Below are 19,713 nucleotides of genomic sequence, written 5' to 3'. Positions count from 1 at the left end.
CCGGCAAACGCCCGGGACGCCCGTGGCACCCGCACACGCCTCCACCGTCTCGGCCTGGAGGCAGCCCCGCGCCACCGTCCCTTTGCTGTTTGCCGAAACTGCATTCGAAGGGGGTTGGGACATGGTTCTTGCCGCTCGCATTGCAGGGTCGACGCTTTTCCTCGGCGCTTCACTCGCCCCGGCTGGCCGGGCGCTTGCGCAAAGTCGCTACAACCTTCAGCCCCCGGTCACTGAGGTAGCCGGACAAATCTACGACTTACACACGCTGATGCTGATCATCTGCCTGGTGATCTTCGTCGGCGTGTTCGGCGTGATGTTTTGGGCGGTTTTCCGCCACCGCAAGTCGCGCGGTGCGGTCGCGGCAAACTTTCATGAAAACACCGCGGTGGAGATCGCCTGGACCGTAGTCCCGGTGCTGATCCTGCTCGGCATGGCCTGGCCGGCGACCAAGACCGTGATCGCCATGAAAGACACCTCCGACCCGGACCTCACCATCAAAGCTACCGGCTACCAATGGAAATGGGGTTACGACTATCTGCAGGGCGAGGGGGCCGGCATCCGCCTGGTGTCCAATTTGTCCACGCCACGCGAGCAAATCGAAGGCACCGCGCCCAAGGGAGAAGCCTACCTGCTGGAAGTCGACAACCCGCTGGTGGTGCCGGTGGGCAAAAAAGTGCGCATCCTCACCACTGCTGCGGATGTCATCCATTCCTGGTGGGTGCCGGCCTTTGGCGTCAAGCAGGACGCCATCCCCGGCTTCATCCGCGACACCTGGTTCCGCGCCGAGCAAGAAGGCATCTACCGCGGCAACTGTGCCGAACTGTGCGGACGCGACCACGGTTTCATGCCGATCGAAGTGCACGTGGTTTCCGCCGAAGCCTATAGCGCCTGGGTGGGCGCACGTCAGGCGGCGTCGGCTGCGGGCGCCGCCGACGACAGCCGGGAATTTGCCTTGGCCGAACTGATGGCACGGGGGGCCACGGTCTATGCCACCCACTGCGCCGCCTGTCATCAAGCCAATGGCCAGGGACTGCCACCGGCCTTCCCCGCATTGGACGGCTCTCCAGTGGTCCAGGGCGAACCCGCCACCCAGATTGCCGTGGTGCTGGAGGGCCGCCCCGGCACCGCGATGGCTTCCTTCGGCAAGCTACTCTCCGACGCCGACATCGCCGCCGCAATTACCTACACCCGCAACAGCTGGAGCAATCACAGCGGCCAAGCCGTGCAGCCCAAAGATATTGCCGCGGCACGTGGGGGCTGAGGCTCATCCGCCCGCATCTCACTCAGGAGAAGTCAGCATGTCGGCCGTCATCCAGGACCCGCTGCACGACCACCATCATCAGCCCGTCGCCTCCGGGCTGATGCGCTGGATCACCACTACCAATCACAAGGACATCGGCACGATGTACCTGATTTTCAGCTTCATTATGTTCCTCTCCGGGGGAGTGATGGCGCTGACGATCCGCGCCGAGCTGTTCCAACCTGGCTTGCAGGTGGTGCAACCCGAACTATTCAACCAACTCACCACCATGCATGGCCTGGTGATGGTGTTCGGCGCCATCATGCCGGCCTTCGTCGGCTTTGCGAACTGGCAAATTCCGCTGATGATCGGCGCCAGCGACATGGCTTTCGCGCGCATGAACAATTGGAGCTTTTGGTTGCTGCCACCGGCGGCAATCTTGCTGATCGGCTCCTTCTTCGTACCTGGCGGGGCCACCGCCGCCGGCTGGACGCTGTACGCGCCGCTCTCGGTGCAGATGGGCATGGGCATGGACATGGCGATCTTCGCCATCCATATCATGGGCATTAGCTCCATCATGGGCGCGATCAACATCGTGGTGACCATCCTCAACATGCGCGCGCCCGGCATGACCCTGATGAAGATGCCGCTGTTTTGCTGGACCTGGCTGATCACCGCCTACCTCTTGATCGCGGTGATGCCGGTGCTGGCCGGCGCGGTAACCATGATCCTCACCGATCGCCACTTCGGAACCAGTTTCTTCAACGCCGCCGGCGGTGGCGATCCGGTGATGTACCAGCACATTTTCTGGTTCTTCGGCCATCCGGAGGTGTACATCATGATCCTGCCGGCCTTTGGCATCATCAGCCAGATCATCCCCGCCTTCGCCAGAAAGCCCCTGTTCGGTTACGCCTCCATGGTGTACGCCACCGCCTCGATCGCCATCCTGTCCTTCGTGGTGTGGGCGCACCACATGTTCACAACCGGCATGCCGGTGACCGGACAGCTTTTTTTCATGTACGCCACGATGCTAATCGCCGTGCCCACCGGGGTCAAAGTGTTCAACTGGGTGGCCACCATGTGGCGCGGGGCGTTGAGCTTTGAGACCCCCATGCTATGGGCGGTAGGCTTCATTTTCGTGTTTACCATGGGCGGCTTCACCGGACTGATTTGCGCCATCGCACCGATCGACATCCAGGTGCAGGACACCTATTACGTGGTCGCCCATTTCCACTACGTGTTGGTGGCCGGCAGCCTGTTCGCGCTGTTTGCCGGCGCCTACTACTGGCTGCCCAAGTGGACCGGCATCATGCCCAGCGAGCGTTTGGGCAAGCTGCATTTTTGGTGCTCCATCGTGTTCTTCAATATCACCTTTTTCCCGATGCATTTTCTCGGGCTGGCCGGCATGCCGCGCCGCATCCCCGACTACGCGCTGCAGTTTGCCGACTTCAACGCCCTGGCTTCGGTGGGTGCCTTCGGCTTTGGTCTCTCGCAGCTCATTTTCATAGCCGTGGCGGTGCGCTGCGCGCGCGGCATCGGAGAGCGCGCCACCGCCAAGCCCTGGGACGGCGCCGAAGGGCTGGAATGGACCGTGCCCTCGCCCGCGCCGCACCACACCTTTGAAACCGCGCCGGTGGTGCGCTGAACAGCGGAGTTCGCCACGATGTCGCCGACCTCGCCAAACGACCGACGCCGGGCCAACCGCCGTAGCGCGCTGCTACTGGCTCTACTGGCCTTGTTTTTCTTTGCCGCGGTGATCGTCAAAACCGGAGTGTTTCGGCCATGAGCACAGCAGCCACCGAAAACCGCCGGCTGCTGGTGCGCTTGGTGATCTCGGCGGTGGTGATGTTCGGCTTCGGCTTCATGCTGGTGCCTTTCTACGAAAAAATCTGCGAAGTCACCGGCATCAATAACCTGCTCAAGCCCGACCGGGTCGCGGAGAACACCCAGGTCGACCGCTCGCGCTGGGTCACGGTGCAGTTCGACGCCAACGTCCATGATCTGCCCTGGCGGTTTACCCCGCGCCAGTCGGCGTTGCGGGTGCATCCGGGCGAATTGGTACAGGTCGACTACGAAGTCACCAACACGCGCGACTATCCGGTGGCCGGCCAAGCGGTACCAAGCTATGGCCCGCAACAAGCCGGCCAATACTTCCGCAAGCTCGATTGCTTCTGTTTTACCCAGCAGACGCTAGCGCCCGGCGAGCAGCGTGTCATGCCGGTGGTCTTTGTCATCGACCCGGCGCTGCCGGCCGATGTGAGCGTGATCACGCTCTCGTACACCTTCTTCGAGATCGCCGGGCGCCGCCTCTCACAAAGCGGCGGCAAACCGCCGGGCAGTACATGAACAAAATGCCGGAACCGACCCGACAAGCCGGCTTTTTCGCCACCATGAAAGCGGTGCTGTGGTCCTTCGTCGGCATCCGCAGGCGGCATGACGCCCGGCACGACGCTGACTCGCTCGATCCCAAGGCGGTCATCGTTGCCGGACTGCTGGGCGGGGTGATTTTTGTGCTGGCGCTGGTCGGGGTGGTGAGCTGGATCGTGCGGTGAGCGTTGCAAATCGTCGGCCACTGGCCGAATCGGCACAGAGGAGGCACGCAAATGACCGAGACGCTGGAAAAATACTTTATCCCCGAACCGTCGAAGTACCCGATCTTCGGTTCGATCGGCCTGTTGCTCTTTGGTGCAGGCGCGGTGATGTGGCTCAACGATGTCGGCGCTGGCCCCTGGGTTTTCGCGCTTGGCGTGGCAATCTTGATCTACATGCTGTTCGGCTGGTTCGGTCAAGTGGTGCGGGAATCCGAATCCGGCCGTTACGGCAAGCGGGTGGATATCTCGTTCCGCTGGTCGATGGGCTGGTTCATCTTCTCCGAAGTGATGTTCTTCGCCGCCTTTTTTGGCGCACTGTTCTACGCCCGGGTGCTGGCGGTGCCCGCCCTGGGCGGCGGCGAGAACGAAGCGCTGCTGTGGCAAGGTTTCAATCCGGTCTGGCCCACCGCCGGCCCCCACGCGGTCGACAGCTTCACGCCCATGGGCGCCTGGGGTATTCCGGCACTGAACACGCTCATCCTGCTTACTTCCGGGGCCACCATCACCTGGGCCCATTACGGTCTGCTGGGTAATCGGCGCGGCCAGTTCAAGCTCGGCCTGCTGCTCACCATCGTGCTGGGAGCCACCTTCCTGGGGCTACAGATCTATGAATATCTGCACGCCTACAGCACGCTGAATCTGCGGCTGGATTCTGGCATCTATGGCTCCACTTTCTATCTTCTCACCGGTTTCCACGGTGTGCACGTGACCATCGGCGCGATCATGCTCAGCGTGATGCTGGGCCGCGCGCTGGCCGGTCATTTCACCGCCGAGCACCATTTTGCCTTTGAAGCCACCGCCTGGTACTGGCACTTCGTGGACGTGGTCTGGCTGATGCTTTTCATCGTGGTCTATTGGCTTTAGGCAGCCGTGCTAGAGCTTGCCGACAATCAGCCCCGAGGCATAACCGAGCATGAGTAGCACGAACAAAGCCATCGACAGCCCCACCCGCAGCGCCAGCGCCCGCGCGGTGCGTTGGCCGCCTTTGTCGCGCAGCAAAAACCCGAGCGCCGAAAGTAGGCTGCCGACGATCAGCACCAGAAACAGCACCACCACCCCACGCATGGACACGCTCCGGAACCGTTTGCGTAAGTGTAGCGCCCTGCTGTTACCGGTGCTGGCCGGACTGGCCACGGTGGTGCTCACCGTTCAGTTGGGCGCCTGGCAGCTTCGCCGCGCAGCCGAAAAGCGCGCGCTCGAGCAGGCCATCGAACAGCGCAGCGCGCAACCGCCTGCGGCCCTTGGCCAGAGCGATCCGCCGGAGTGGACGCCACTTACCCTGCGCGGCCAATGGCACCCCCGGCATCTGTACTTCCTGGACAACCGCATCCACCATGGGCAGGCTGGCTACCATGTGTTTGCCCCCTTCCATGACCAGGGCAGCGGCCGCTGGGTCATGGTGGCGCGCGGCTGGGTCGCTGCCGGCCCCGACCGCAACCGCGTGCCGGCGGTAACGACGGCTGCCGGGCCGATCGAACTCACCGGCCACGTCCGCGTGCCCGGCGAATCCTTCACGCTGGCCAACCACGGCGCATACGCTGCCATGGACGGCGCCCGCTGGCAGACCATCGATCTCGACGCCTGGCGCGCCGCCAGCGGACTGCCGTTGGCCGACTTTTATCTGCAGCAGACCAGCGCCACAGCCGACCAACTGGTGCGTCAATGGCCACGCCCGGACGCAGGCATCGACCGTCACCGCGGTTACGCACTGCAGTGGTTCGCCATGGCGGCGTTGGCCGCGGTGCTGACCGCCCTGTACCTGTGGCGCATTTTCCAAAGGGCACCCAATGCCGAGTACCGCGCTCACTGATCCGCTCGCTGCCCCGCCGCGCACCGTCCCGCCCGCAGCGCACGCCCGGCACACCTTGCTGCTGCTCGCTCTGGTATGCGTGCTGCCGGTGCTGGCCTCTTACGCCGCCTTTTATGTTTGGCAGCCCGCCGGGCGCATGAACTACGGCGAATTGATTCCGCCCACGCCGATTCCGGCGATCGGACTGCAGGCAGTCGGCAGCCTGCCGCCATGGTCCGGCGCGCGCTTTCAGGGGCGCTGGAACCTGGTTTATGCGGGTTCTGCAACTTGTGACACAGCCTGCCGCAGCGCGCTGCACACCCTGCGTCAGGTCCGCCTTGCACAAGGAAAAGAAATGACGCGTGTCGAGCGCGTGTGGCTCGTGACCGACCAGGCGCCGCTTGCCGCAATCGCGCACCAGGACGCCGAAGGGCTCGCCATCGCTCGCATCGCCGATCCTGCCTGGTTCGCTACGCTACCTGGGGCGGAAAGCGGTGCTCACATCTATCTGATCGATCCGTTGGGCAACGCGATGATGCGTTTTCCGCCCGCGGCCGACCCCCAGCGTATGGTCAAGGATCTGCAGCGCTTGTTGAAATATTCCGCCTTGGGGAGGTGAGAATGGGGTTCTACCGCCGCCTGGTGTTGTGCGCCCTGCTGCTCACCTCTGTGGTGGTGGTGTTCGGCGCCTACGTGCGCCTGGCCGACGCCGGTCTGGGCTGCCCGGACTGGCCGGGCTGCTATGGGCAGATCAGCCCGGCGCACGCGGCTGAAGATATCCGCGCCGCCCACGCCGCCGACCCGCACGGCCCGGTCAGTCTCCCCAAAGCCTGGAAGGAGATGGTGCACCGCTATCTCGCCGCTGCCCTGGGCCTGCTGATCGTCGCCATCGCAGCAATCGCCTGGCGGCGGCGCGCCGAGCCCGGCAGCGCGCCCGGCGTGGCCACAGTGCTGGTCGGCGTGGTGATTTTCCAGGGGCTACTCGGTAAATGGACCGTTACCTTGTTGCTCAAGCCCGCCATCGTCACCGCTCATCTGCTCGGCGGGCTGACCACGCTGGCGCTGCTGAGCTGGCTGGCACTGCGCGCGTACGCCACGCCGCAGCGCCAAGCGAATCTCGCCGTCGACGCTTCCGCTCCGCTGCGCCTCGCCGCCGCTGCCGGATGCGTTCTGCTGATCGGGCAAATCGCCCTGGGCGGGTGGACCAGTACCAATTATGCAGCGCTCGCCTGCCCCGACTTTCCCACCTGCCACGGCAGCTACTGGCCCGAGGCCGACTACGCCAAAGCCTTCCACGTGGTCCGCGAACTCGGCATGACCGCCGACGGCGAGCTGCTGTCGCTGGCCGCGCTCACCGCCATCCACTGGGCCCACCGCCTGGGCGCGCTGGTGGCCGGCGGCTATCTGCTTGCGCTGGGTGTGGCACTCATGCGCCGGCCGGGCAGCCGCAACGTCGGCATCGCGCTGCTTGGCGCGCTCTCACTGCAAGTGGCGCTGGGCATTGGCAACGTGCTCCTCAGCCTGCCGCTACCGCTCGCCGTGGCCCACAACGCCGGCGCTGCGTTGCTGGTCGGCGTGATGGTATGGGCGAACTTCAGACTGGCCCACCCCTTTCAGCTCGCTGCAGTCACGCCCACGCCCGCAGCAACTGGCGCCTTTGGCGCGGGTGTGCCCGCAATACCACACGCCTCTGCCGCCGGCATCCTCGCCGCCTCGCCCCAGCCCGCCCAGGAGAAACCATGAGAACACTGACCTTCGGCCGCCCACTCTCCGCCCGCCGGCTGCACGCTTACTATCTGCTGACCAAGCCGCGGGTCAATACGCTGATCGTGTTCTGCGCGGTGATCGGCATGTTCCTCGCCCTGCCGGCGGGATTGCCCCCGCCGGCTACGGTACTGGCGGCCACCCTCGGCATCGCTGCCGTGGCCGGCGCCGCCGCAGCGATGAATTGCTTGATCGAGCAACGTATCGACGCACGCATGGGCCGCACCCGCGGCCGCCCGCTGCCGCGCGGCGAACTCGATTCCACCGAGGTTGCGGTGTTCTCGGCCGCGCTCGGCGGCAGCGGGCTGGCCATCCTCTACTTGCTGGTAAACCCACTCACCATGTGGCTGACCCTGGCCACCTTCGTCGGCTACGCGGTGGTCTACACCATGCTGCTCAAGCCGCGCACCCCGCAGAACATCGTCATCGGCGGCGCGTCCGGCGCGATGCCGCCGGTGCTCGGCTGGGCCGCGGTCACCGGCGAGGTGAGCGCCGACGCACTGCTGCTCTTTTTGATCATCTTTGCCTGGACACCGCCGCACTTTTGGGCGCTGGCGCTCTACCGCACCGCGGACTACGCCCGCGCCAGGCTGCCGATGCTGCCGGTCACCCACGGCGCCGAATTCACCCGCCTGTCGGTGCTGCTCTACACCCTGATCCTGTTCGGCGTCAGCCTGCTGCCTTTTGCCACCCGCATGAGCGGCGGACTCTATCTGACCGCTGCGGCACTGTTGGGCATGCGCTTCATCGGCTTGGCCTGGCGGCTATATGTGGATTACAGCGACCGGCTCGCGCAGCACACCTTCCGCTATTCCATCGTCTATCTGACGATGTTGTTCGCCGCGCTGCTCGTCGATCATTACTTGCCGTTCTGACCGCCGAGGCCCCCTCTGCCGCCACCCCGTGCCCGCTTGCCGACCGTCACAGGTCGCGGCGCAGATGCGCCTGCCGTGGGGCGGGCGCTGCGCAGGCAAGCGGATAACTAAGCGGAGAACTTTTTGGCAGGTTTAGCACTCTCAGCGCGCGAGTGCTAAAATTACTTGCAGAGGAGGAACCCTGCACATGTCGCAAACTCTGTCGCTTCCGGTTCTGGCCGCTGGCAGCATCGACCAATACATTCAGTCGGTCAATCGCATCCCACTGCTGTCCGAACGTGAGGAAATGGATTTGGCTACCCGCTTCCGCGAACAAGGCGATCTGGATGCCGCGCGCACGCTGGTGATGAGCCACCTGCGGCTGGTGGTCGCCATCGCGCGCGGCTATCTGGGTTACGGTCTGCCGCATGCCGACTTGATTCAGGAAGGCAATATCGGCTTGATGAAGGCCGTCAAGCGTTTCGACCCTTCGCGCGGGGTGCGCTTGGTGTCTTTTGCCATCCACTGGATCAAGGCCGAAATCCACGAATACATCCTCAAAAACTGGCGGCTGGTGAAAATTGCCACCACCAAGGCGCAGCGCAAGTTGTTTTTCAACCTGCGCAGCCTCAAGCAAGACAGCAGCACGCTGTCGGCCGATGAAGTCCAATCGGTGGCCGCACAATTGAAGGTCAAGCCGGAAGAAGTGGTGGAAATGGAAACCCGGCTCAGCGGTCGTGATCTGCCGCTGGAAGGCGGCAGCGATGAGGACGAAGAACGTTTCGCCCCGATTGCTTACTTGCCGGATCCGCATGCCGAGCCCTCCGAAGTGCTCGAACAAGCGCAGATGGCCCGCCTGCAGGATGAAGGCTTGAAGAACGCGCTAGCCAGCTTGGACGAGCGCAGTCGCGCGATCGTCCAACGCCGCTGGCTGAACGAGGGCGATGGCGCCACGCTACATGAGCTGGCGGCTGAATATGGCGTATCGGCCGAACGCATCCGCCAGATCGAAGCCAAAGCGATGCAAAAAATGCGCGGTATGCTGGCCGCGGCACGCTAAGTGCATGGCATGCGCCCAGGCAAAAGGCAGCGACAAAACGCTGCCTTTTTTGTATGCAGATGGGGCACCCCAGCGCTCTGCAGCCGGCCGGCCTGTAGCCCCGACACACCAAACAGCTTACGCAAAACCTGCGCTGCGCCGATTGCGACTTGCTAGAATCCGCGCACCTTGGCAACGCCCCGTCACTTGCTCCGGACTTTTCGATGAAAGGCATCATTCTCGCCGGCGGTGCCGGCACCCGGCTGCATCCAGCCACGCTGGCCATCTCCAAGCAATTGCTGCCGGTCTTTGACAAACCGATGATCTACTATCCGCTCAGCACCCTGATGCTGGCGGGCATCCGTGACATTCTGATCATTTCCACGCCGCAGGACACACCACGTTTCGAGCAGTTGCTGGGCGACGGCGCACGCTGGGGCGTGAGCCTGCGCTATGCGGTGCAGCCCAACCCGGACGGACTGGCACAGGCTTTTCTGATTGGCGAAGATTTCATCGCCGGCGGCCCTTGCGCGCTGGTGCTGGGCGATAACATTTTCTACGGCCACGATTTTCACTTGCTGTTGCGCAAGGCCGCGGCACGCCAAAGCGGTGCGACCGTATTCGCCTACCATGTGCATGACCCGGAGCGCTACGGCGTGGTGGAGTTCGACGCCCAAGGCAAAGCGCTGTCGCTGGAAGAAAAGCCCGCGCAACCCAAATCCAACTATGCGGTAACCGGCCTCTATTTTTACGACGAGCAAGTGGTGGAACTGGCCCGCACGCTGAAACCTTCGGCGCGCGGCGAATTGGAGATCACCGACCTCAATCGTCTATACCTAGAACGCGGGCAACTGGCGGTGGAAATCATGGGGCGCGGCTATGCCTGGCTGGACACCGGCACCCATGAAAGCCTGCTCGATGCCGGTCAGTTCATTGCCACACTCGAAAAGCGCCAAGGGCTGAAAGTGGCCTGTCCAGAAGAAGTCGCCTGGCGTCATGGCTGGATCGACGACACAGGGCTGGCCGCCCTGGCCGCGCCCCTGGCAAAAAACGGCTATGGGCAGTATCTGCAAAGCCTGTTGCGTAACAAGGTGTTCTGATGCAGGCCACTCCGCTTGCCATTGCCGAGGTGATTTTGCTGACGCCGCGCGTATTTGGCGACGAACGCGGTTTTTTCTTCGAAAGCTACAATCAGCGCGCCTTTTGCAAAGCCACCGGACTCACCGTGGAGTTTGTGCAGGACAACCACAGCCGTTCCGTGCGCGGCGTACTGCGCGGTCTGCACTACCAGATCGCCCCGCGCGCCCAAGGTAAGCTGGTGCGAGTCATCCAGGGCGCAGTCTTCGACGTGGCCGTGGATATCCGCCCTGACTCGCCGACCTTCGGCCGCTGGGTGGGCGAGGTGCTGTCGGCGGACAACAAACGCCAGCTCTGGATTCCGCCTGGCTTTGCGCACGGCTTTCTCACCCTCACCGACAGCGCGGAATTCCTCTACAAAACCACCGACTACTATTCCCCCGAACACGAACGCTGCATTGCCTGGAATGACCCGGACCTGGCGATCGCCTGGCCGCTTGAAGGCACCACGCCCCGACTGTCCGACAAAGACCAGCGTGGCGCTGCATTGCGCACACTGCGTTGATCTGCCGCTACTTGATGACCCTCCCACCTTCGGCCCATGCTCACCCTCTCTGAAGTCCGTCTGGCCGTCATCGGCCTCGGTTATGTTGGCCTGCCGCTGGCCGTCGAGTTTGGCAAGCACCGCCAGGTGCTTGGCTTTGACATCAACCCCGCACGCATCCAGGCACTGCAAGCCGGCCATGACGCCACCCTGGAGGTGGATGAAGCCGACTTGCGCAGCGCGCGCGGGCTGCGCTATAGCGCGGATGCCGCAGCGCTGGCCGCCTGCAATGTGTTCATCGTCACTGTGCCCACGCCCATCGATGAATATAAACGCCCCGATCTAGGCCCGCTGCTCAGGGCCTCAGAGACCGTCGGCCATGTGCTCAAGCGCGGCGACATCGTGATTTATGAGTCGACCGTGTATCCCGGTGCCACCGAAGAAGACTGCGTGCCAGTGCTCGAACGCTGCTCGGGGCTGAAATTCAATGTCGACTTTTACGTTGGCTACAGCCCCGAGCGCATCAATCCGGGCGACAAAGCGCACCGCGTGACCACGATCAAAAAAGTAACCTCGGGCTCGACACCCGCGGCAGCAGAGCTGATCGACGCCTTATATCGGCAGATCGTCACCGCGGGCACCCACAAGGCCGAGAGTATTCGCGTAGCCGAAGCCGCCAAGGTCATCGAAAACACCCAGCGCGACCTCAACATCGCGCTGATCAACGAGCTGGCCATCATTTTCAACAAGATGGGCATCGACACCGAGGCGGTTTTGAAAGCCGCCGGCACCAAGTGGAATTTTCTGCCGTTTCGCCCTGGTTTGGTGGGCGGCCACTGCATTGGCGTCGACCCCTACTATCTCACCCATAAAGCCCAGGCCATTGGCTACCACCCGGAAATCATCCTTGCCGGCCGGCGGCTCAACGACGGCATGGGTGCGTATGTGGTCTCGCAACTGATCAAAGCCATGGTCAAGCGCCGCATCCAGGTCGACGGCGCACGGGTGCTGTTGATGGGCTTCACGTTCAAGGAAAACTGTCCCGATCTACGTAACACCCGTGTCGTGGACATCGTGCGCGAACTGGCCGACTACAACATCGCCACCGAGGTGTTCGACCCTTGGGCCAGTTCTGACGAAGCCCGCCATGAGTATGGCATCACCCTGATCGATCAGCCGGCCGACAACAGCTATGACGCAATCGTACTGGCGGTGGCGCATGACCAGTTCCGTCGGCTCGGCGCCCGGCGCATTCGCGGCTTCGGCAAAGCAACACATGTGCTGTACGATCTCAAGTACATCTTGGCCGCCGACGAAGCGGACCTTCGGCTGTAGCAGGCCCACCGGCCCGGATCACGGATAAAACGGAAATACCCGCGGCACCAGCAGCAGCACACATAGGCCATAGACCAGACTCAGCGGCAAGCCGATGCGGAAGAAATCGACATAGCGATAGCGCCCCGGCGAATACACCATGAGATGGGTCTGATAACCGAACGGCAGCAGAAAGCAGGCGCTGGCGCCGTAGGCGACGACCATGATGAAAGGGGTCGGATCGGCACCAAAGGCCGCTGCCGAGGACAGCGCCAGCGGAAACGCCAGCGCAGCCGCAGCGTTGTTGGTAATCAACTCGGTGAGCGCCACGGTGACCAAATAGACGCCGATCAGTGCCCCCATCGCCCCCCATCCGCCAAACATCCGCACCACGGCTTTGGCCATCAGCGCGGCCGCGCCCGAGGCTTCCAGCGCACTGGCCATGCTCAAGGCCGAACCGATGATGAGCACCAGCTCAAAGGGGAAACGCCGACGCAACTCGCCCGCGCTCAGCAGCCCGGTTGCAAGAAACACGCCCAGTAGCACCAAAAGACCATCGAGCAACGCCACCCAGCCCAGCGCCGACAGGCCGATGACCGCAGCAAAGCCCCCCAGGGCCAGCCGGCTTTGGGAGCGGCTGAGCCGCGGCCGCTGCAAACTGCCACCGAGCACATGAAAGTTGCGATCGATGTTGCGGTGCTGGTGGAAATCCGGTCCGACTGCCAGCAGCAGGCAATCGCCCACATGCAGCGGAATCGTCCCCAGTTGACCGGTCAGGCGCTTGTCGCCGCGGCGAATGCCGACCACTGCCGCATCGAACAGACTGCGAAAATCCACCTCGCGCAAAGTGCGGTTGGCCAATGTGGATTGACTGGCAATGACCACTTCGACCAGGTTGGAACGCAATAGCTCGTCGGCCTGCGCACCAAACACCTCCAGGCCGGAAAATTGCCGCAGCGCCTGCACGTTACGGGTTTCGCCAGAAAAAATCAGCACATCGCCCGCTGCAATGATCTCTTGCGGACCGACCGGAGACAGCAGCCGACCGCCACGCAGGATTTCGGCAAGAAACAAGCCCTCCAAGCGACGCAGCCGGTTGGCTTCGATGCTGCGCCCGACCAGCGGCGAGTCCGGCAACACGCGCGCCTCCAGAAAATACGCCTGCCCGGTGCTGCCCTCATCGCCTTGATTGGCGGGCAACCAGCGCGCGCACCACACCAACACCGCGATGCCGCCCAGTGCAACCGGCACACCCACCCAGGCAAACTGGAACATGCCAAGCGCCGGCAAACCCGCATTGACCGCAAAGGAGCTCACCACCAGGTTGGTCGAAGTCCCCACCAAGGTCATCGTTCCGCCAAGAATTGCCGCATAGGAGAGCGGGATCAACAGTTTGGACGGCGGCAAGCGCCGCTGCCGGGTCACCACGCCGAGCAGGGCACCGACCAAGGCGGTGTTGTTGAGAAACGCGGATAAGGGCGCGACCACGGCGGACAAGCGCAGTACCGCGCCACCGGGGCCGCCGCGAACGATGGCATCCGCAACACGGTCGAGGATGGGCGCGCGCTCCAAGGCGATGGACACCATCATCAGCAGCACCAGGGTGGCCAGCGCAGGATTGGTAAACCCGGACAAAAAGGCGCGCTGATCGACCAGGCCGCAGAGATAATAGACCGTCGCCCACACCGTAAAGAGCAGCGCCGGGGGCGTGCGGCCGCGCACCAATAACACCAACAGCAGCCCCAGCGAGCCCAGCACGGCGTAGGCCAACACACCCGTTTCCGGCATCTCAGCCGCCTAACCCCCAGGCAAGGAAAGCGGGATTTTCAAAGCCGGGTTTACCGTAGCGCAAGGGCTGCCCATCCAAATCCACCACCCGTCCGCCCGCGGCCGCCAGCACCGCATGTCCGGCGGCGATATCCCATTCCATGGTCCGTCCGAACCGTGGATACAGGTCGGCCTCGCCTGCGGCGACCAAGCATAGCTTGAGCGAAGAGCCGGCACTTTTCAGCGCCGCCACCTTGCGCCCGGCCAGAAAAGCATCCAACGCCGCGGCATCGCCATGCGAACGGCTGGCGACCACGACCAACCCTTCTTCCGGCACCGCGCGGCAGGCGATCGGCCGCCGTCCGGCCTCATCCTCGACGAAAGCGCCCACCCCCACGGCCCCGGCAAACAGCCGTCCCAAGGCGGGCGCCAGCACCACGCCCAACACGGGATGGCCGTTATCCACCAAGGCAATGTTGACGGTGAACTCCCCATTGCGCTGGATGAATTCCTTGGTGCCATCGAGCGGGTCCACCAGCCAAAAGCGCTCACCGACCACCGGCACCCGCCCGCCAGCCACCGCCTCCTCAGCCACCACCGGTACCTGCGGCCACACCGCCTGCAAGGCCGGCACAATGAAAGCCTCGGCACGCTCGTCGGCCTCGGTCACCGGAGAGGCGTCCGCCTTGCTGCGCACCTCGACATCGCCGGCGTAAACCTCCGCGATCAGCGCGCCGGCAGCGCGCGCAATCGGCAGCAAACGATCCAGCATTGCAGCCATATGGCAAGACGGCATTCGATTCTCCTCGACCGGTGGCCCCGGCATCACCAGGCGGGCATTCTACCGAATCGGCCTGCGCCCGGACGGCCTGCTAGAATCGGCCCGCGGGTGCGCCGCTCATGATCGACGGCCCGCTGGTACCGTAGCCCGGCAAGGTGCCGGCCAGTATCCAGGCAATGCGGCTCCGATTCGGTTGAGAACTGCCGGGCCGGGGGGATCGAGCACGATTCGGCCGACTCGACGGACCAGAAAAGACACCAAGGCTATTGCTATTGCTATTGCTATTGCTCATGGCGCACCATTCCAAACCCCAAGGCCCCGACATCGAACAGGCTCTACACCCGCAAGCGCGCAAGCGCTTGCTGCGTGTCATCGCTTGCGGCAGCGCCGAGAGCGGCAAAAGCACGCTGATCGGCCGCCTGCTCGATGCGGCTCCGGTGCGCTGCACGGACCACCCGGCTGCGACCGCGGCCGATGCCAAGACCTGGCGCATACAGGGCGCCCGGATCGATTTCGCCCCGCTGCCCGATAAGCACACCGCCGCCGAATACGGCCTCACCAGCGAACTGGCGTACCGCTTTTTTGCCACCGACACGCGCAAATTCATCGTCGCCGATACGCCCGGCTGCGAACCGCATACCCGTGACATGGTCATCGGCGCATCGGCTGCAGAGCTGGCCGTGCTGGCGATCGATGCGCAGCGCGGCCTTCTCACCCAGACCCGTCGGCACAGTTATCTGGTGTCCTTGCTGGGTATTGGCCATATCGTGGTGGCGGTCAACAAAATGGATCTAGTCGATTATGCCGAGGCTGCTTTCGCCCGCATCGTCGACGACTATCGCGCTTTTGCGCAGAAAATCGGTCTGGAGCGGATCACCTTCATCCCGACAGCGGCCTTGCACGGCGACAACATCACCCGGTCGAGCGCGCGCATGCCCTGGTACCGCGGCCCCACCCTGCTGGGCTATCTGGAAGCGGTCGACATCGATGAGCGCCACGCATGTAGCGCACCGTTTCGCCTCCCGGTACAAGCGGTCAGCGGCCCCGATCCGGACGTTTGCGGACTTTCCGGCACCATCTTCAGCGGCGCGGTGCGCCCGGGCGATCGCATCCGTTTGCAACCTTCCGGCCGGACAAGCCGTGTGGCACGCATCCTCACCCCGGCTGGCGAACTGGCTGAAGCCTTTGCCGGGCAGTCGATCGCGCTGACCTTGAGCGACGAGCTCGACATTTTGCGCGATGAACTCATCTGCGCTGCCGACGCGCCCGCCGAAGTGGCCGATCAATTCGCAGTTACGCTGGTGTGGCTGCACGGCGAACCGATGCTGGCCGGTCGCCCTTATCTGCTGAAAACCGGCGCGGCCACGGTCACCGCCACGGTCACCGCCATCAAGTATCAAATCAATGTCACCACCCTGGAACATGTCGCGGCGCGGCAGTTGGAACTGAACGGCATTGCCGAGTGCAACCTCAGTGTCGACCGCCCGATCGCCTTCGACCCCTATGCGACGAACCGCGACACCGGCAGCTTCATCCTGATCGACCGTTTGATCCAGCACACCGTCGGTGCCGGCATAATCCGTTTCGCCCTACGCCGTGCGCACAACATCCACCTCCAGCATGTAGATATCGACAAGGCCGCGCGCGCCGCGCTCAAAGGGCAAAAACCCTGCGTGCTGTGGCTCACCGGGCTCTCTGGGGCGGGCAAGTCCACCATTGCCAACCTGGTCGAACGCCGGCTGCACGCCATGGGCCGGCATACCTACCTGCTCGATGGCGACAACATCCGTCACGGTCTGAACCGGGATCTCGGCTTCACCGATGCCGATCGCGTGGAAAACATCCGCCGGGTCGCCGAAGTGGCCAAGTTGATGGTCGATGCCGGACTGATCGTCATCACCGCCTTCATCTCGCCGTTCCGCTCCGAACGGCTGATGGCCCGCTCGCTGTTCGAGACCGGGGAGTTCATCGAGGTTTTCGTCAACACACCGCTGGAAGTCGCCGAGGCCCGCGACCCCAAAGGACTCTACAAAAAAGCCAGACGGGGCGAACTGAAAAACTTTACCGGCATCGATTCACCCTACGAGGCACCAGAAGCGCCCGAAATCGACCTCGACACCCGGCGTTTGACGGCGGATGAGGCCGCCCAGACCGTTCTGTTGCGGTTACAGCAGGCAGGCTATGTGTAGCAAGACCTCACCCTTCGAAACAACGGCCGCTGGCTCAATGCGCCTCATCCCAGTTTGCGCCGGCCCCCACCTCCACCACCAGCGGCACCTTGAGTTGAGCGACGCTGCCCATCAGCACCGGCAGCGCTTGGCGAACCAGATCGAGCTCGGCATCCGGCACTTCGAGCACCAACTCATCGTGCACCTGCAAAATCAGCCGGGAAGCCAGTTGCCTATCCTTCAACCAGGCGCTGGTGGCAATCATCGCCTTCTTGATCAGATCGGCAGCGCTACCCTGCATCGGTGCATTGATCGCCGCACGCTCGGCCGCCTGCCGCCGGCCGGCCTGAGTGGCGCGAATGTCGGGCAGGTAGAGCCGGCGGCCGAACACGGTCTCGACGTAGCCGCGCTCGCGCGCCTCCGAGCGGATGCGGTCCATGTAAGCGGCTACGCCCGGATAGCGGGCAAAGTAACGGTCGATCCAGCCCTGCGCGGCGGCGCGCTCGATGCCCAGGTTCTTGGCCAGACCATGCGCGCCCATACCGTAGATCAGCCCAAAGTTGATCACCTTGGCATAACGGCGCTGTTCGGCGGTGACCTCATCCGGCGCGCAGCCGAAGACCTCGGCGGCGGTGGCACGGTGCACGTCTTCCCCGCGCGCAAAGGCTTCCAGCAGACGGGGGTCGTCTGACAGATGCGCCATGATGCGCAACTCGATCTGCGAGTAATCGGCCGAGACGATGCGATGGCCCGGCGGAGCGATGAAAGCGGCGCGGATACGCCGTCCTTCCGCGGTGCGGATGGGGATGTTTTGCAGATTGGGCTCGGCGCTGGCCAGCCGGCCGGTCACCGCGGTCGCTTGCGAAAAGCTGGTATGCACCCGCCCGGTGTGCGGGTTGACCATGCGCGGCAGCTTGTCGGCATAGGTGCTTTTCAACTTCGCCAGGCTGCGGTGTTCGAGCAGCAGCTTGGGCAACGGGTAGTCCTCGGCCAGTTTCTCCAGCACCTCCTCGTCGGTGGAAGGCTGGCCGGTGGCGGTCTTTTTGACCACGGGCAAGCCGAGCTTGCCAAAAAGAATCTCGCCCAATTGTTTGGGCGAACCCAGATTGAAAGGCTGGCCCGCCAGTTGGTGCGCTTGGCATTGCAGTTCGTACAGACGACGACCCAGCGCTTCGCTATGGCGGGCAAGTAATGCGGTATCGATCAACACCCCGTTGCGCTCCATCTCCAGCAGCACGGCAAGCGTGGGCATTTCGATCTCGCGGTAGAGCGCAGCCAGACGCGCTTCAGCGGCGATTTGCGGCCACAGCCGGTGATGCAGGCGCAAGGTGATGTCGGCATCTTCGGCGGCGTATTCGGTGGCACGCGCCACCGCAACCTGATCGAAGCCGATTTGCTTGGCCCCCTTGCCGCACACTTCGGCGTAAGAGACGGTGGTCAGCCCCAAATGACGCTTGGCCAGTGCATCCATGTCGTGTGGCTTGTCGGCCTCCAGCACATAGGATTGCAATAGGGTGTCGTGAACGATGCCGCGCAAACGGATACCGTGATTGGCCATCACATGAGCGTCGTATTTGATGTTCTGGCCAAGCTTGGACTTGGCCTCGGACTCCAGCCAGGGTTTGAGCTTGGCCAGTACCTCAGCGAGCGCAAGCTGCGCAGGGGCGTCGGCCCCGCAGTGCGTCAGCGGCAAGTAAGCCGCTTCACCCGCCACGGTGGCAAACGACATGCCCACCAGGCGGGCGGCCATCGGGTCCAGGCTGGTGGTTTCGGTATCGAAGGCAGTCAGTTCCGCGGCATCGATTTTGGCCAGCCAAAGATCGAAAGTGGGCCAATCGAGAATGGTGGTGTAGGAAACCGGAGACGGCGCCTGGCTTTTCTGGTTTTCTTCGGCAGCCGGGAGGTGTTTCTGGGTGCGATCGTCGTCCAAATCCTTCAACCAGGTGCGGAACTCAAAACGCTGGTACAGCGCCCGCAGCGCGGCTTTGTCGTCGTCTCGCGCACGCAGCGCCTCCAGCTCCACCGGCAGGTCGACATCGGTCGCCACGGTGACGAGCTGGCGCCCGAGCGGCAAAAAGTCCAGATGACGGCGCAGGTTTTCGCCGATCTTGCCGCCGATTTCTTCGGCATGGGCCACCAGGTTGTCCAGAGAGCCATACTCGGTCAGCCACTTTACCGCCGTCTTGGGGCCGCACTTGTCCACGCCGGGCACGTTATCGACCGCATCGCCCACCAAGGCCAGATAATCCACGATGCGCTCGGGTGGCACCCCGAATTTGGCGGTTACGCCCGCCTCATCCAGCACCTCCTCGCTCATGGTGTTGACCCAGCGCACACCAGGGCGCACCAGTTGAGTCAGATCTTTGTCGCCGGTGGAAATCACCACCTGCCAGCCGCGCTCGACCGCTTGGCGGGTGAGCGTGCCGATGACATCGTCGGCTTCCACGCCTTCGACCACCAAAAGCGGCCAGCCCTCGGCCTGCACGGCCTGATAGAGCGGCTCGATCTGCGCGCGCAGCGCCTCGGGCATCGGCGGACGGTGAGATTTATAGGCCGGATACAGGTCATCGCGGAAGGTCTTGCCCTTGGCGTCGAAGACGCAGGCGCGGTATTCGGCGGCGTATTCCGATTCGAGGCGGCGCAACATGGCCAAAACACCGCGGATCGCGCCGGTCGGTTCGCCCGCGCTGGTGCGCAGATCCGGCAGGGCATGGAAGGCACGGTACAGGTAGCTGGAACCGTCGACGAGCAACAACGTGGGCATGTTCAATCGCGCCATGGAAAC

The 19,713-nt window shown here is 63.6% G+C and carries 19 protein-coding genes; 15 read left to right on the top strand and 4 right to left on the bottom strand.

Annotated elements, in window-relative coordinates:
* Window positions 1-121 precede the first annotated feature (121 nt).
* Genes coxB through DIE29_RS01890 form a run of 6 tightly spaced genes read left to right on the top strand, consistent with a single transcriptional unit; the run spans window position 122 to window position 4,695 of the window.
* Window positions 122-1,261, top strand: coding sequence for a cytochrome c oxidase subunit II (coxB, locus tag DIE29_RS01910; protein ID WP_114650231.1), 1,140 nt, complete (start codon window positions 122-124; stop codon window positions 1,259-1,261).
* A 37-nt stretch (window positions 1,262-1,298) separates the two neighbouring features.
* Complete coding sequence (gene ctaD / locus DIE29_RS01905; RefSeq protein ID WP_114649042.1) at window positions 1,299-2,885, top strand: cytochrome c oxidase subunit I; 1,587 nt, start codon at window positions 1,299-1,301, stop codon at window positions 2,883-2,885.
* An 18-nt stretch (window positions 2,886-2,903) separates the two neighbouring features.
* Window positions 2,904-3,026 carry a hypothetical protein gene (locus DIE29_RS14900; RefSeq protein WP_257791349.1) on the top strand — a complete coding sequence of 41 codons (123 nt, stop codon included), beginning with the start codon at window positions 2,904-2,906 and terminating at the stop codon, window positions 3,024-3,026.
* Complete coding sequence (locus tag DIE29_RS01900) at window positions 3,023-3,586, top strand: cytochrome c oxidase assembly protein (RefSeq protein ID WP_114649041.1); 564 nt, start codon at window positions 3,023-3,025, stop codon at window positions 3,584-3,586. Before DIE29_RS14900 ends, DIE29_RS01900 begins: the two co-directional genes overlap by 4 nt.
* Window positions 3,583-3,792 (top strand): DUF2970 domain-containing protein, encoded by a 210-nt coding sequence (locus DIE29_RS01895; RefSeq protein WP_102040787.1) that lies wholly within the window; start codon window positions 3,583-3,585, stop codon window positions 3,790-3,792. Before DIE29_RS01900 ends, DIE29_RS01895 begins: the two co-directional genes overlap by 4 nt.
* Before the next feature lie 51 nt (window positions 3,793-3,843).
* Complete coding sequence (locus DIE29_RS01890) at window positions 3,844-4,695, top strand: cytochrome c oxidase subunit 3 (protein ID WP_114649040.1); 852 nt, start codon at window positions 3,844-3,846, stop codon at window positions 4,693-4,695.
* A gap of 9 nt (window positions 4,696-4,704) precedes the next feature.
* Here the strand turns inward: DIE29_RS01890 and DIE29_RS01885 are convergent, their stop codons facing one another.
* Window positions 4,705-4,896, bottom strand: a complete 192-nt coding sequence (locus DIE29_RS01885) for a twin transmembrane helix small protein (RefSeq protein ID WP_102040785.1) — start codon at window positions 4,894-4,896, stop codon at window positions 4,705-4,707.
* On the opposite strand from DIE29_RS01885, the gene DIE29_RS01880 reads away from it, so the two are divergent.
* From DIE29_RS01880 to tviB, 8 genes are all read left to right on the top strand, one after another.
* The gene (locus tag DIE29_RS01880) at window positions 4,895-5,641 is read left to right on the top strand and encodes an SURF1 family protein (RefSeq protein WP_114649039.1); all 747 of its coding nucleotides are present in this window, start codon (window positions 4,895-4,897) and stop codon (window positions 5,639-5,641) included. The two genes, DIE29_RS01885 and DIE29_RS01880, sit on opposite strands and share 2 nt — an antisense overlap.
* Window positions 5,619-6,239: an SCO family protein gene (locus DIE29_RS01875; protein WP_237269491.1), complete on the top strand. Its 621-nt coding sequence runs from the start codon at window positions 5,619-5,621 to the stop codon at window positions 6,237-6,239. Before DIE29_RS01880 ends, DIE29_RS01875 begins: the two co-directional genes overlap by 23 nt.
* A 2-nt stretch (window positions 6,240-6,241) precedes the next feature.
* A complete protein-coding gene (locus DIE29_RS01870; RefSeq protein WP_114649038.1) occupies window positions 6,242-7,363 on the top strand; it encodes a COX15/CtaA family protein in 1,122 nt (373 codons plus the stop codon).
* Window positions 7,360-8,259 carry a heme o synthase gene (gene cyoE / locus DIE29_RS01865; protein WP_114649037.1) on the top strand — a complete coding sequence of 300 codons (900 nt, stop codon included), beginning with the start codon at window positions 7,360-7,362 and terminating at the stop codon, window positions 8,257-8,259. Before DIE29_RS01870 ends, cyoE begins: the two co-directional genes overlap by 4 nt.
* Window positions 8,260-8,446: 187 nt before the next feature.
* Window positions 8,447-9,298, top strand: coding sequence for an RNA polymerase sigma factor RpoH (gene rpoH / locus DIE29_RS01860; protein WP_108079520.1), 852 nt, complete (start codon window positions 8,447-8,449; stop codon window positions 9,296-9,298).
* 203 nt (window positions 9,299-9,501) lie between these two features.
* Window positions 9,502-10,377 carry a glucose-1-phosphate thymidylyltransferase RfbA gene (gene rfbA, locus DIE29_RS01855; RefSeq protein WP_114649036.1) on the top strand — a complete coding sequence of 292 codons (876 nt, stop codon included), beginning with the start codon at window positions 9,502-9,504 and terminating at the stop codon, window positions 10,375-10,377.
* Window positions 10,377-10,919 (top strand): dTDP-4-dehydrorhamnose 3,5-epimerase, encoded by a 543-nt coding sequence (gene rfbC, locus DIE29_RS01850; RefSeq protein WP_114649035.1) that lies wholly within the window; start codon window positions 10,377-10,379, stop codon window positions 10,917-10,919. Before rfbA ends, rfbC begins: the two co-directional genes overlap by 1 nt.
* A 36-nt stretch (window positions 10,920-10,955) precedes the next feature.
* Window positions 10,956-12,233 carry a Vi polysaccharide biosynthesis UDP-N-acetylglucosamine C-6 dehydrogenase TviB gene (tviB, locus tag DIE29_RS01845; protein ID WP_114649034.1) on the top strand — a complete coding sequence of 426 codons (1,278 nt, stop codon included), beginning with the start codon at window positions 10,956-10,958 and terminating at the stop codon, window positions 12,231-12,233.
* An 18-nt stretch (window positions 12,234-12,251) separates the two neighbouring features.
* Here tviB and DIE29_RS01840 read toward each other — a convergent pair whose 3' ends face one another.
* On the bottom strand, window positions 12,252-13,985 hold the full coding sequence (locus tag DIE29_RS01840; RefSeq protein WP_108080988.1) for an SLC13 family permease: 1,734 nt from the start codon (window positions 13,983-13,985) through the stop codon (window positions 12,252-12,254).
* 16 nt (window positions 13,986-14,001) lie between these two features.
* Window positions 14,002-14,760, bottom strand: a complete 759-nt coding sequence (gene cysQ, locus DIE29_RS01835; RefSeq protein ID WP_102040776.1) for a 3'(2'),5'-bisphosphate nucleotidase CysQ — start codon at window positions 14,758-14,760, stop codon at window positions 14,002-14,004.
* 290 nt (window positions 14,761-15,050) lie between these two features.
* Between cysQ and cysC the strand changes: the two genes are divergently transcribed.
* Window positions 15,051-16,949 carry an adenylyl-sulfate kinase gene (gene cysC, locus DIE29_RS01830; protein WP_102040775.1) on the top strand — a complete coding sequence of 633 codons (1,899 nt, stop codon included), beginning with the start codon at window positions 15,051-15,053 and terminating at the stop codon, window positions 16,947-16,949.
* A gap of 34 nt (window positions 16,950-16,983) precedes the next feature.
* Here cysC and polA read toward each other — a convergent pair whose 3' ends face one another.
* Window positions 16,984-19,692: a DNA polymerase I gene (gene polA, locus DIE29_RS01825; protein ID WP_114649033.1), complete on the bottom strand. Its 2,709-nt coding sequence runs from the start codon at window positions 19,690-19,692 to the stop codon at window positions 16,984-16,986.
* Window positions 19,693-19,713 lie beyond the last annotated feature (21 nt).

It is taken from the genome of Pseudothauera hydrothermalis (assembly GCF_003345255.1).
GTDB lineage: Bacteria > Pseudomonadota > Gammaproteobacteria > Burkholderiales > Rhodocyclaceae > Pseudothauera > Pseudothauera hydrothermalis.
This window is presented reverse-complemented; position numbering and strand designations above follow the sequence as displayed.

Coding starts and splice junctions, on each gene's coding strand:
- DIE29_RS01900 (WP_114649041.1), top strand. CDS start 3,023: ATGAGCACAGCAGCCACCGAAAACCGCCGGCTGCTGGTGCGCTTGGTG.
- polA (WP_114649033.1), bottom strand. CDS start 19,692: ATGCCCACGTTGTTGCTCGTCGACGGTTCCAGCTACCTGTACCGTGCC.
- DIE29_RS01875 (WP_237269491.1), top strand. CDS start 5,619: ATGCCGAGTACCGCGCTCACTGATCCGCTCGCTGCCCCGCCGCGCACC.
- DIE29_RS01880 (WP_114649039.1), top strand. CDS start 4,895: ATGGACACGCTCCGGAACCGTTTGCGTAAGTGTAGCGCCCTGCTGTTA.
- DIE29_RS01870 (WP_114649038.1), top strand. CDS start 6,242: ATGGGGTTCTACCGCCGCCTGGTGTTGTGCGCCCTGCTGCTCACCTCT.
- coxB (WP_114650231.1), top strand. CDS start 122: ATGGTTCTTGCCGCTCGCATTGCAGGGTCGACGCTTTTCCTCGGCGCT.
- cyoE (WP_114649037.1), top strand. CDS start 7,360: ATGAGAACACTGACCTTCGGCCGCCCACTCTCCGCCCGCCGGCTGCAC.
- DIE29_RS01895 (WP_102040787.1), top strand. CDS start 3,583: ATGAACAAAATGCCGGAACCGACCCGACAAGCCGGCTTTTTCGCCACC.
- cysQ (WP_102040776.1), bottom strand. CDS start 14,760: ATGGCTGCAATGCTGGATCGTTTGCTGCCGATTGCGCGCGCTGCCGGC.
- ctaD (WP_114649042.1), top strand. CDS start 1,299: ATGTCGGCCGTCATCCAGGACCCGCTGCACGACCACCATCATCAGCCC.
- DIE29_RS01885 (WP_102040785.1), bottom strand. CDS start 4,896: ATGCGTGGGGTGGTGGTGCTGTTTCTGGTGCTGATCGTCGGCAGCCTA.
- rpoH (WP_108079520.1), top strand. CDS start 8,447: ATGTCGCAAACTCTGTCGCTTCCGGTTCTGGCCGCTGGCAGCATCGAC.
- DIE29_RS01890 (WP_114649040.1), top strand. CDS start 3,844: ATGACCGAGACGCTGGAAAAATACTTTATCCCCGAACCGTCGAAGTAC.
- rfbC (WP_114649035.1), top strand. CDS start 10,377: ATGCAGGCCACTCCGCTTGCCATTGCCGAGGTGATTTTGCTGACGCCG.
- rfbA (WP_114649036.1), top strand. CDS start 9,502: ATGAAAGGCATCATTCTCGCCGGCGGTGCCGGCACCCGGCTGCATCCA.
- DIE29_RS14900 (WP_257791349.1), top strand. CDS start 2,904: ATGTCGCCGACCTCGCCAAACGACCGACGCCGGGCCAACCGCCGTAGC.
- tviB (WP_114649034.1), top strand. CDS start 10,956: ATGCTCACCCTCTCTGAAGTCCGTCTGGCCGTCATCGGCCTCGGTTAT.
- cysC (WP_102040775.1), top strand. CDS start 15,051: ATGGCGCACCATTCCAAACCCCAAGGCCCCGACATCGAACAGGCTCTA.